We start from the raw sequence: 11,586 nt of genomic DNA, 5'->3' as shown, positions 1-11,586 counted from the left end.
GGTGCGTGTCGCAGGCTCCCGGAGACGTAATGGCCAGCCCCCGCCTTCCTCGTCGACACCGAGTGTGGACTGACAGACGGTAGCACGGCCGGCAGACCCCGCCGCGTGGCCGAACCGCCCCGCCACCGCGCGTGGCGGACCGCTCCTTGAGGGTCACATCCTCAGCTGTGGCCAGTCCAGCACGTCGGCGGCGAGCGCCGCGACCGTGGCGAGCAGACCCAGCCGGGCCTGACGCAGCTGCGGATCCTCGGCCATCACGAAGACGTCGTCGAAGAAGGCGTTCACCGGCGCGGTCAGCTGCCCGGCGATCCCGGTGAACCGGTCGAGGTCCGCGCTGTGGTCCAGATCGGCCCGCACCTGCTTGACCACCTCGTGCAGCCGCACCTCGGCCGGTTCGGTGAGCAGCGCCGGGTCGTACTCGGCGGGCACGTCGGCCGGGACGATCCGCCGGGCCCGCTGCAGCGCCTCGGCGAGTGCCCGGAACTGCTCGTCGGCCAGCAGCCGGTCCAGCTGGGTCAGCAGCCGGTCGACCAGCTGCGGCCGGTCGGCGTGCGCCAGCACCGCGCGGACCCGGTCCACCGGCTGGCCCTCCTCGGTCAGCAGTTGCTCCACCCGGCGGGTCAGGAACTCGACGATCTCGGCCAGCACCGCCTCGTCGACCGGCACCGGCTGCCGCCGGGCGGCAGCCGCCAGCCCGGCGGCCAGCGAGATCCCGGCCAGCCCTGGCTGACTCCGGTGCACCGCCAACAGCCCCAGCACCGCCCGCCGGATCGCGAACGGGTCGCTGCTGCCGGTCGGCATGCCGACCGTGGCAGCCAGCCCGGTCACCAGATCCAGCCGGTCGGCCAGCGACAGCAGCGCCCCCGGCAGCGACTGCGGCAGCTGGTCACCGGTGCTGCGCGGCAGCTCGGCCTCGAACACCGCCTGCGCGACCGCCGCCGGCTCCCCGGCGTGCTCGGCGTAGTCACGGGCCATCACCCCGGCGAGACTGGTCATCTCGGTGACCATCTGCGAGCCGAGGTCGAACTTGACCAACTCGGCCGCGCGGCCCAAGGTCGTTCGGTCCGCATCGGACAGTGCGATCATCTCGGCCAGGTCACCGGCCAGCCCGGCGATCCGGTCGGCCCGGTCCGCCATCGACCCCAGCTTGTCGGTGAAGGTCAACCGGTTCAGTCGGGACCGCAGCTCGGCCAGCGGGGTCGCCCGGTCCGCGCGGTAGAAGAACGCCGCGTCCTCGTACCGGGCCCGCAGCACCGCCTCGTTGCCGGCCCGTACCAGATCGGTGTCGATCGCGCCGTTGGCGACCGCCACGAAGTGCGGCAACAGGGCACTGTCCGCGCCACGCACCGGCAGGTACCGCTGATGCTTGCGCATCACCGTGGCCAGCACCGCCTCGGGTAGCTCCAGGTAGCGTTCCTCGAACCCGCCGAGCAGCGGCGTGGGCTGCTCGATCAGGTCCACCACCTGGGTGAGTAGACCGGCCTCGGCGGTCAGGTCGACCTGACCGCCGACGCCGGCGGCCAGCTCACCGGCGGCGGCGGTGACGATCGCCCGGCGTTCCTCCGGGTCCACCACGATGCCGGCGCCACGGACCGTCGCCAGGTAGCTCTCCGCGTCGGCCACCTCGACGGTCGACGTCGCGGCGGTCCGGTGCACCCGGGTGGTCCGGCCGGCGGCCAGCGTGGACACCTCGACCGGCACCACCACGTCACCCCAGAGCGCCAGCAGCCAGCGGACCGGACGGGTGAACGCCAGCTGCGGATCCCGCCACCGCATGTTCTTCGCCGAGCGCAGGCCGGTGACCACCCCGGCGAGCACCTCGGTGAGGACCTCCGTCGCGGTGCGGCCGGGCTCGTCGCGCAGCACCGCCAGATGCGGTACGCCGCCGATCTCCACCCGGGCCAGGTCGGCCACCTCGACCCCCTGGGAACGGGCGAAGCCCGCCGCAGCCGGGGTGGGCGTGCCGTCCGGGCGGAACCCGGCGGCGACCTTCGGGCCGCGTACCGTGCGGGTGTGGTCGGGCTCGCGGGCGGCGACCGCGTCGACGACAGCGACCAGCCGGCGCGGGGTGGCCAGCACCCGGACGTCACCGTGCGCCAGCCGGGTGGCGGCCAACCGGTCGGCGACCAGCTTGGCGACCTGCTGGCGGGCCGAGCGGACCTCCGACGGCGGCATCTCCTCGGTGCCGATCTCGAAGACCAGCTGCCGGGCCGGACCGGACTCACCGGGCTGTGCGGCTGCCCCGTCGGCCTGCCCGGCCGGTGCCGGTGGCACCACACCGAGTGGGTGGCCCAGCTCGTCACGGCGGCGTACCCACAGCTGCGCCACCTCGCCGGCGAGCCGGCGCATCCGGGCGAACTCGGTGGCCCGCTCGGCGGTGGAGACCGCGCCCCGCGCGTCCAGCACGTTGAACGCCTGCGAGCACTTGAGGACGAAGCTGTGCGCCGGGACCGGCAGCCCGGCGTCGATCATCCGCTGCGCCTCGGCGGCGTACAGGTCGAGCAGCTGCCGGTTGGTGGCGACGTCGGCGTCGTCCAGGTAGTAACGGGACATCTCGTACTCACCCGGGCCGAAGATCTCGCCGTAGGAGATGCCCGGCGCGTACGCGATCTCCTTGAAGTGGCGGACGCCCTGCAACGCCATCATGATCCGCTCGATGCCGTAGGTGATCTCCACCGACGGCACCTCGAGGTTGATTCCACCGGCCTGCTGGAAGTAGGTGAACTGAGTGATCTCCAAACCGTCCAGCCAGACCTCCCAGCCGAGCCCCCACGCGCCCAGCGCCGGCGAGGCCCAGTTGTCCTCGACGAACCGGACGTCGTGCGCGGCCACGTCGATGCCCAGCGCGGCCAAGCTGCCGAGGTAGAGCTCCTGCGCGTCGCCCGGCTCGGGCTTGAGGATCACCTGGAACTGGGTGTGGGTCTGGATCCGGTTCGGGTTCTCGCCGTACCGGGCGTCGTCCGGGCGCACCGACGGCTCGACGTAGGCGACCCGCCACGGCTCCGGGCCGAGCACCCGCAGGAACGTGGCCGGGTTCAGCGTGCCGGCGCCGACCTCGGTGTTCATCGGCTGGACCGTCAGGCAACCCTGCTCGGCCCAGTACGCCGCGAGGCGGGCCAGCGCGTCCTGCATCGTCAGCACGAATTGCTCCCAAGGTCGGTGACGGCCGGTACGTCGGGTACCGGCCGGCGGCGGATGATTCCGGGCCATTCTATTTGCCCGGCCGCGACCGACCTGAACGGGCCGTGACCCGCGCGGCGGTGGGTGGTCCGCTGGGAGCTGGAGGTCAGCGGTCGAAGCCCCAGGCGTGGTAGGACTCCACGGTCAGCCAGGCGGACACCCGGGGGCGCTCCCGGTCCGGGTAGCGGTCACCGGTGTAGTGCCGGGCCAGCCGGTCGATCCCGGCCAGCTCGGGGTCCGGCTCGATGGTCACGCTGCCGTGCAGGCTGACGTGCCGGTACCAGGAGTCGCCGTCCAGCACGGTCAGCGACACCCGTGGGTCGGCCCGCAGATGCTCCAGCCGCTTACGCCCGGCGTCCAGGTTGAGCAGCACCCGGCCGTCGTCCCACAGGTACCAGGTGGCGACGGTCACCGGCGCGCCGCTCGGGTTCACCGTGCCCATCACCGACAGGTTCGGCCGGCCCAGCATCTCGACCAGGTGTTGCGGCAACGGCGGCTTGGCCATCGACGGAGCTCCTTCCAGCGGGCGACGGGTCGATTGGTCGCGTACGGTCACCGACTCTACGGCCGCCAGGCGTCGCTCACACCTGACCGCGCAGGCTTTCCGTCCGCTGCTCGACCGTGGTCCGTAGCTGTTCCAGCTCGGTCGCGACCGCCGAGCCGTCCTGACCGTCGACGGTTGCCAGGACGGCGGCCAGGTTGTCCAGCGCGGCCGTCGCCGCGCCGCTGGCGAACATCCGCTGATAGAGATCGCGGTACGCGGCCTCGTACATCTCGGTGAACGCGTCGCTGGCCAGGAACCGTTCCTTGAGCGGGTGCCCCATCGACCGGCCGGGCCCACCTTCCTGCGGCGCCGCCCCGGAGCCGGCCCCGTCGGGCGGCTGGAATCCGTCGGGCGGCTCGAACCCGTCGGGCGGCTCGAACCCGTCGGGTGGTGCCGTGCCGTCCTGGGGTGCCGTGCCGTCTTGCGGCGTGGCACCGCCGCCACCGAACCGGCCACCGCCCATGGTCACCGTGTCCTGCGGCCCGAGGGTGGCGTCGCCACTGAACGTCAGGTTGTGGTCCCAGCTGACCACCGTGAACTTCCGGGTGGCCAGGTCGTACCAGAGGTAGTAGTTGCGGCCGGGACCGGCCATGTCGTCGAAGTTGAGCAGCAGGTTCTGGGCGGCGACGTAGCGGGCGAACGACTCGACGTCGACGTGGTCGGCCAGTTCGGCGTCGAACTCCTCGTCGGACGCCTCGGACACCCAGCGGATCAGGTTGATCACCGGCTGCAGATCCTGACTTCCGGTGAGGTTGATCTGCTTGAAGTCGTCCTGGTACTCGACCAGGTCCTCGCCCTGGTAGGTGAACGAACCGCCGGCCAACGACTTGTAGAGCACGCCACTGTCACCCAGCCCGGCGGCGTAGTGCTCGTCGGGGTGCTCCACCACGAGCCGGGCGGTGGTCGGCCGGTCGTTGACCGTGAACGCGCTGTACGCGTACCGCTGGGTGGTCATCCCGGCGGTGCCGAACAGCGACAGGGCCAGCGCCTCGTTGGCTACGGCGGTGCCGCCACCCATTCCGCCGACCCGCACCGCGATCTCCTGCAGACCCTGGTAGCGCCGCCCCTCGACGAACGTGTCGAAGCTGATCAGCCAGGGTAGGGTTTCCGGCTCCTCGGCGGCCAGCCCGGCACGGCCCATTCCGCCGCCCGGCCCGCCTGCGCCCTGCCGCTGTCCCTGGCCGCCGCCGAACTGGCCGCCGTCGGGTCGCTGGCCGCCGCCGAACTGCCCGCCGTCGGGTGCCTGCCCGCCGCCGAACTGCCCACCGCCGGGGGCGGCCCCGCCGCGCTGCGCGGTCTCGCCGTCGCGGGTCAGACCGGACAGGGTGGAGTTGCCCTTGAGCCGGATGCCCACGCTGGGGATCGTGGTCCCGTCGACGACCAGGTCGGCCTCGACGTACTCCTTCTCCCCGTCGGTGAAGTAGGCGTCGAGCATCCGCTGATAGTCGGCGTCGGCGAAGACCAGCGAGATCTCGTGGGCCACCGTCGGGTCGAACAGGTCGACGGTGCCGGCGATGTCGACCGTCACCAGGTCGGTCGCGGCGTCGGCCGCGCTGGTGACGTACGGCCGGATCCGGGTGCTGCCCAGCACGACCGTCACTACCAGCAGGAAGGCGGTGCAGCTGGCCAGCAGCCGGTAGTTGTGCCGGACCCGCAGCGGGATCCGGTGCCGCAACCGACGCTTCGGCGCAGCGACCGGCGGCACGGCCGGTGGATTCGGGGCGGACGGCGTACCGCTCATCACAGGTCCGTCTGGTCGTAGCCGGTGAGCACCGTGACCCGCTGGCCGCCGGTCAGCTCGCTCAACGCCGCGATCAGCTCGCCCGGCTCGGTGCCCTTCTTCAACCTGACCGTGTACATCAGCTCGGTCAACGCGCCGCCCCGGATGGACTCGATGCTGACCAGCTCGAACTCGGTGGTCAGCCGCAGCAGCACGTCCTGTACGGCGTGCGTGTGGTCGCGGTCCGGTGGCACCTGCACCTTCACCACCTGGCGTTGCACGTTGAGCGCGAACCAGTTGAAGCGGTACATCACCCCGATGATCAGGCAGATCGCGACCGTGGCGATCACCGCGAGCAGGTAGAACCGGGTGCCGCAGGCCATGCCGACGCCCATCACCAGGAAGATGAAGCCGACGTCGCGGGTCTCCTTGATCGCGTTGCGGAACCGGACCACGGACAACGCGCCGACCAGGGCGAAGGCGCGGGCGATGTTGGAGCCGACGACCAGCATGATCAACGAGATCAGCATGCCGAGGATGATCAGTGTCTGAACGTACGACTGGCTGTACGAGACGTTGCGGTGGGTGGCCCGGTAGACCCAGCCGATGATCGCGCTGAGCACGAAGGAAAGCGCCAGCGACGCGGCGATGTCGCCGAGGCTGAACGTGCTGGACAGGTCCTGGAAGGTGATGTCCATGTCAGGCCCGCCCGAACGCCTCGACGCACTGGCAGTACTTGCTGACCCGCACGACCGACAGGTTGGCTTGCGCGGCGAGGTCGGTCAGCCAGTACGGGACCCGTTCGTTCGCCTTCACCTCCATGATCGATCGCCATGGCGGGACGATGAACCGGTTCTCGGCGGCGACGCCCAGGTGCAGGTCACGGTCCCGACCCCGGACCCGGGTGTCCAGGGTGACCCGCAGGCCGAGATCGGCGCCGGTGCCGACGAACGCCAGCCGGTGGTAGCCGGTGATCGCCACCGGGCGCAGGTCCAGGCCGCTGACCAGGCCGAGGACCTCCTGCACGAAGCCCCGCTGCGGCTCGGCGTGGTCGATCATGGCGCGGCCGTCGCACAGTTGACGGGCCAGTCGGTACGGCAGGGCGATCCGCCGTTTCTGGGTGACCCGGTTGACCCGCTGCTTGATCTCGACGTGGACGGTGGTGTCGTCGTCGATGCCGGTCCGGTCGCCGTAGTGCCGGATCCGCAGTTTGCGGCGGAACCGCAGCCCTTCGATCTTCTCCCAGTAGAAGCGCAGGTCGTCGGTGTCGTAGTAGAGGCTCCACACCCCGTACCCGGTGGTCCCGGCATGGCTGTCCCGGTCGAGCCGGCGGGCGAGCTGGTCACGCAGGGCGGGTACCGCCGCGTTGTCGACCAGATACTTGATCTCGTACCGGTTGAACGCGTGCAGCCGGGTGACGCCCCGCAGCGCGTGACCGGCCCGGTCGTCCGCGCCGTGACCGGCCCGGTCGTCCGGTCCTGGGCCGATCGCCGTCGGCGATGCCGATTCGGGTCGCATGGGCAGGTCCTCACCTTCAGGTAGGGCGGATTCGGTGTGAAGGTGAGGAAACATCGCAGAGCTCAAAACCACCTCGGAACGGGCTGCGAAGCTGAGGCAAACGGAAGATGGCCGCCAGGTGGCCGGGGTGGCTGTGGTTGCCCGGCCACCCCACAGCTGGCTCCCAGTCGGTTCCGAGACTCCGCCGGTATGCATGGCTGATGACCTCATCCGCCGAGATCGGCCAGGCAGCCGGCACCGGACCGGACCGGGCCACCCGGATCCTGGTCGTCGATGACGAGCCGAACATCTGCGCCCTGCTCGCCGCCACGTTGCGGCTGATCCGGTTCGACGTCCGGGTGGTCGACGGCGGCCGCGCCGCCCTGGTGGCGATCGAGGAGTTCGAGCCGGATCTGGTGGTCCTCGACGTGATGATGCCGGATCTGGACGGCTTCGAGGTGGCCCGGACGATGCGCCGGGGCGGCCGCCGGCACGTGCCCGTGCTGTTCCTGACCGCGCGGGACGCCGTGCAGGATCGGATCGCCGGGCTGACCGTCGGAGCCGACGACTACGTCACCAAGCCGTTCAGCCTGGAGGAGGTGGTGCTGCGGATCCGGGCGATCCTGCGGCGCAGCGGCGTCGTCGACGAGCCCGAGCCGACCGACCGGGTGCTGCGCTACGCCGACCTGGAGCTCGACGAGGACGCCCACGAGGTACGCCGGGCCGGCCAGCGCCTCGACCTGTCGCCGACCGAGTTCAACCTGCTGCGGTATCTGCTGGTCAACGCCGGCCGGGTGGTCAGCAAGAGCCAGATCCTGGACCGGGTGTGGAGCTACGACTTCGACGGCGACGGCCGGATCGTCGAGTCGTACGTCTACTACCTGCGTAAGAAGATCGACCAGCATGAGCCGGCGCTGATTCACACCGTCCGGGGGGTCGGCTACACGCTGCGACTGCCCCGGTCGGGCGGTGTCTGATGCGGCACCTGAACCGGTTCGGTTCCCGGATCACCGTACGGCGGTGGTCGCACTGGACGCTGCGGTCCCGGCTGGTGCTGGCCACCGCGGTCCTCACCGCCGTCGCCCTGCTGCTGGCCAACACGGCCGGTCTGGTTCTGCTGCGGCAGAGCCTGACCGACCGGCTCGACGAGCAGTTGCGGCTGATGAGCCGACCGTACGCCGGATCCGCGCCGCCCACCCTCGACCCGGACGGCCCCCGACCCCGACCGTTCCCCGGCGCCTCCCTGCAACCGGCCCAGTCGGTCCTGCTGTACGCCGCCGACGGGACCCTCACCCAGCAGTTCTCCTCCGACCCGGACGCCGCCCTGCCGGAGTTGGACGACTATCCGGCGCTGGTCGAGCGGGCCGCTGTCCGGCGTCCCTACACGGTGCCCGCCGTCGACGGTGACGGGTCCTGGCGGGTGCTCACGGTGCCGCGCGCCGACGGCGGGCTCGCGGTGGTCGGTGTCTCGCTGCGCCAGGTCGACGCGACCGCCGACACGCTGCTCATGATCGACGCCGTGGTGGTGCTGCTGATCCTGGTCCTGCTCGGTCTGGTCGCCGCCGCGACGGTCCGGCTCGGGCTGCGCCCGCTGACCCGGATGGAACGCATCGCCGCCGAGATCACCGGCGGCAACCTGGCCCGGCGGGTCCTCGACGCCGACCCGCACACCGAGGTCGGCCGGCTCGGCGGCGCGCTGAACTCGATGCTGGACCGGATCGGGGCCGAGGTCGCCGCCCGGGCCGCCTCGGAGCAGCGACTCCGGCAGTTCGTCGCGGACGCGTCGCACGAGCTGCGCACCCCGCTCACCTCGATCCGGGGATTCGCCGAACTGTACCGGCGGGGCGGGGCGACGCCCGGCCCGGAACTCGACGAGGCGATGCGCCGGATCGAGGCGGAGGCGGCCCGGATGGGGCTGCTGGTGGAGGACCTGCTGCTGCTGGCCCGGCTCGACCAGCGTCGGCAGCCGGTACGTCGACCGGTGGATCTGCTCGCGGTCGCCGCCGACACGATCCGCGACGCGTCCGCCCGGGCCCCCGACCGTCGGGTCCGGATGGCACCGGCCGGGCCGGCCGGCTCCGCCGCGCCCGACCTGCGGCCGGTCGCACCCGACCTGCAGCCGGTCTCGGTGCCGGGGGACGAGCCGGCGCTGCGCCAGGTGGCCGCCAACCTGGTGGCGAACGCGCTGCAGCACACCCCGCCGACGGCCGAGATCACCGTACGGGTGGGGTATCTGCCGGCCGGCGCTGGCGGTGCCCTGTCGGACCGGCCGCTCGCGGCGGTCGGGCGGGACCTGCCGGCGGACGCGCCGCTGGCGGTGATCGAGGTGACCGACACCGGTCCCGGCGTGCCGGCGGCGCACGCCGGGCGGGTCTTCGAGCGGCTGTACCGGGTGGATCCCAGCCGCACCCGGGCGCGGGGCGGCGGCTCCGGCCTCGGGCTGGCGATCGTCGCGGCGATCGTGGACGGTCACGCCGGCCGGATCGAGCTGTACGACCGGCCGGGCGGTGGTGCCGTGTTCCGCGTACTGCTGCCCGAGCCGATGTTGTGCCGGCCCGCACCAGCCCTCATGCTTTAGCCGGGGGTCGGCGCGGTCCGCGGTCCGGGCGCCCGGCCAATGTATGAAGGAGTCCCGGTGCCACGGCGCGTCCTGACCGGTTACCTCGCGGTGCAGGCTGTCCTCGGCGTGGCGGTCTTCTGGGCCCCGGCTGCCGCCGCCGTCTGGTGGGGGGCGATCGGCGTGGTCAGCGTGGCTGCGGTCGGTTTAGGAATCCACCGGCATCGGCCGCCCCGCCGGCTTCCCTGGCTGCTGCTGGCCGGCGGCGCCGGGGCGTTGGCGGTCGGCGACGTCCACTACGAACTGTCGCGGCGTACGGCGGGTGCTGCCGGCGAGGTTCTGTCGCTGATCGCCGACGCCGCCTACCTGGCGACCTTCGGCCTGCTCGCGGCCGGGGTGCTCAGTCTGGCCCGGACCACGGTGTCGTTGCGGGACCGGTCCGCTCTGCTGGACACCCTGGTGCTGGTCGTGGTGACCGGCCTGGTCACCTGGACCCTGGTGGTCGGCCCGGCGGTGACCGATGTGGATCTGCCGGCGGTGGAGAAGGCGCTGCTGGCCGTACACGGCCTCGGTGGGGTGCTGGTCGTCGTGGTGATGCTGCGCCTGGCGGCCGCCGCCTGGCGGGATCCGACGGTGATCGGGCTGGCGGTCGGCGCGGCCGGCATGCTGGCCGCCGACGTCTGGTACGCGGCCGCCGAACTCAACGCCGGCTGGCAGCCGGGGCACCCGGCCGAACTCGGCTGGTACGTCTTCTACGTCAGCTGGGGGGTCGCCGCCCTGCACCCGAACATGGCTCGGCTGGCCACCCGGTCCGACCGGGGCCCGGACGACGTCGCCGCGATGCGGGTCGGTCTGTTGACGATCACCTGCCTGACGGTGCCGTTCCTGTTGGTGATCCAGGCGTTCGCCGGAGAGCCGGCCGAGCTGCCCGACGGGTTGGTGACCGCTGCGGCGGCCGGTCTCACCACGATGCTCGCGGTGACCCGGGTGGTCGATTCGGTGACCGGGCACCGCGCCGCGGTGCACCGGGAACGGTCGCTGCGCCGGGCCGGGACGCGGCTGCTGTCGGCCACCACGATCGCGCAGGTGGCCGAGATGGTCCGCCGGTCGGTCGGCGAGCTGCTGCCGGCCGGGACTGATCACCAGGTCCTGTTCGCCGTGCGCCGCCCGGTGGCGGGGGCCGGCGGCGAGCCGCCCGACCCGGAGTCGGTGGCCGACTGGCAGCCACAGGTCGTCGTCGACGACCCGTTGCCGGTAGACGCGGCGCGGCGGCGTACCCGGATCATGCCGACCCGGCTGTTGCATCCGGACCTGGCCGACCGGCTCGCCCCGGCACCGGCCGCCCTGGTGGCCGCCCTGGCCGGCCCGGACGGCCACCAGGGCGGCCTGGCCGCGCCGGCCCCATCGGCCGGGACCGGTACCGCGCTGCTGGTCGGGGCGGCGGACGGGGTGCTGGCCGCCGGTCGGGACGCGATCGAGGTGGTCGCCGCTCAGGCGGCGCTGGCCCTGCACCGGATCGCCGCGACCGAGGAGGCCGCCCGGCGGGACCGGGACCGCTACCTCAATCTGGTCGCGGGCACCGCCGGCGACGCGGTGGTGATCGTCGGAGCGGACGACCGGATCCGGTACGCGAGTCCGCCGTGCAGCCGGTTGTTCGGCATCGAGCCGGCGGTCCTCGCCGACTGGCGGGACCTGGTGCACCCCGCCGATCAGGCGCAGGTGTCCCGGACCCTCGGCGCGGCCGGTGACCGGGACGACGGTTCGGCGGTGGGTGACCAGTGGGTGCTGCGCCGGCCGGACGGCAGCCACGTGCTGCTCGAGGTGCGGTGCCGGGACCTGCGGCGGGTGCCGGGGGTACGCGGCCTAGTGCTGACCTTCAGTGATCTGGCTGATCAGCGTCGCCGTGACTCGGAGGTGGCGCTTCGCCGGATCGACCGCAGCGCGCCGGGGCAGAACCGACGCAGCCTTCGCCGCCGCTTTCGCTGACTATGACAGTGGATGTCGCTTTTGGTGGTTGTTCCGTTCCGTGCTGAACCGCAAACTAGCCTTGCCTGGCCCGTTGTGCGGCAGGGGTCGACCTGGTTAAGC

Annotated in this window: 8 protein-coding genes; 3 read left to right on the top strand and 5 right to left on the bottom strand. The window is 72.3% G+C overall.

The features are described 5' to 3' along the window. Positions 1–153: 153 nt before the first annotated feature. From ACN27J_RS15115 to ACN27J_RS15095, 5 genes are all read right to left on the bottom strand, one after another. The gene (locus tag ACN27J_RS15115) at positions 154–3,132 is read right to left on the bottom strand and encodes a glycine--tRNA ligase (protein WP_421372249.1); all 2,979 of its coding nucleotides are present in this window, start codon (positions 3,130–3,132) and stop codon (positions 154–156) included. 154 nt (positions 3,133–3,286) lie between these two features. Next, positions 3,287–3,685 (bottom strand): PPOX class F420-dependent oxidoreductase, encoded by a 399-nt coding sequence (locus tag ACN27J_RS15110; protein ID WP_421366902.1) that lies wholly within the window; start codon positions 3,683–3,685, stop codon positions 3,287–3,289. Positions 3,686–3,761: 76 nt separating this feature from the next. Further along, on the bottom strand, positions 3,762–5,465 hold the full coding sequence (locus ACN27J_RS15105; RefSeq protein ID WP_421366901.1) for a CotH kinase family protein: 1,704 nt from the start codon (positions 5,463–5,465) through the stop codon (positions 3,762–3,764). Continuing rightward, positions 5,465–6,142, bottom strand: coding sequence for a DUF4956 domain-containing protein (locus ACN27J_RS15100; protein WP_421366900.1), 678 nt, complete (start codon positions 6,140–6,142; stop codon positions 5,465–5,467). The genes ACN27J_RS15105 and ACN27J_RS15100 overlap by 1 nt, the downstream gene beginning before the upstream one ends. A gap of 1 nt (position 6,143) precedes the next feature. Continuing rightward, on the bottom strand, positions 6,144–6,962 hold the full coding sequence (locus ACN27J_RS15095; RefSeq protein WP_421366899.1) for a polyphosphate polymerase domain-containing protein: 819 nt from the start codon (positions 6,960–6,962) through the stop codon (positions 6,144–6,146). Between the two features lie 200 nt (positions 6,963–7,162). Here ACN27J_RS15095 and ACN27J_RS15090 point away from each other — a divergent pair, with 200 nt between their 5' ends. The 3 genes from ACN27J_RS15090 to ACN27J_RS15080 are packed head-to-tail and all read left to right on the top strand — an operon-like array spanning position 7,163 to position 11,484. Further along, entirely contained in the window at positions 7,163–7,918 is a 756-nt protein-coding gene (locus tag ACN27J_RS15090) for a response regulator transcription factor (RefSeq protein ID WP_421366898.1), read from the top strand. 8 nt (positions 7,919–7,926) lie between these two features. Next, entirely contained in the window at positions 7,927–9,519 is a 1,593-nt protein-coding gene (locus tag ACN27J_RS15085) for a sensor histidine kinase (protein WP_421372246.1), read from the top strand. Positions 9,520–9,576: 57 nt separating this feature from the next. Continuing rightward, positions 9,577–11,484, top strand: coding sequence for a PAS domain-containing protein (locus ACN27J_RS15080; RefSeq protein WP_421366897.1), 1,908 nt, complete (start codon positions 9,577–9,579; stop codon positions 11,482–11,484). Positions 11,485–11,586 lie beyond the last annotated feature (102 nt).

It is taken from the genome of Solwaraspora sp. WMMB762 (assembly GCF_049179115.1).
In the GTDB taxonomy this organism is placed as follows: domain Bacteria; phylum Actinomycetota; class Actinomycetes; order Mycobacteriales; family Micromonosporaceae; genus Micromonospora_E.
Note: the sequence above shows the minus strand (reverse complement) of the source record. Positions and strands in the feature narration are given on the sequence as shown.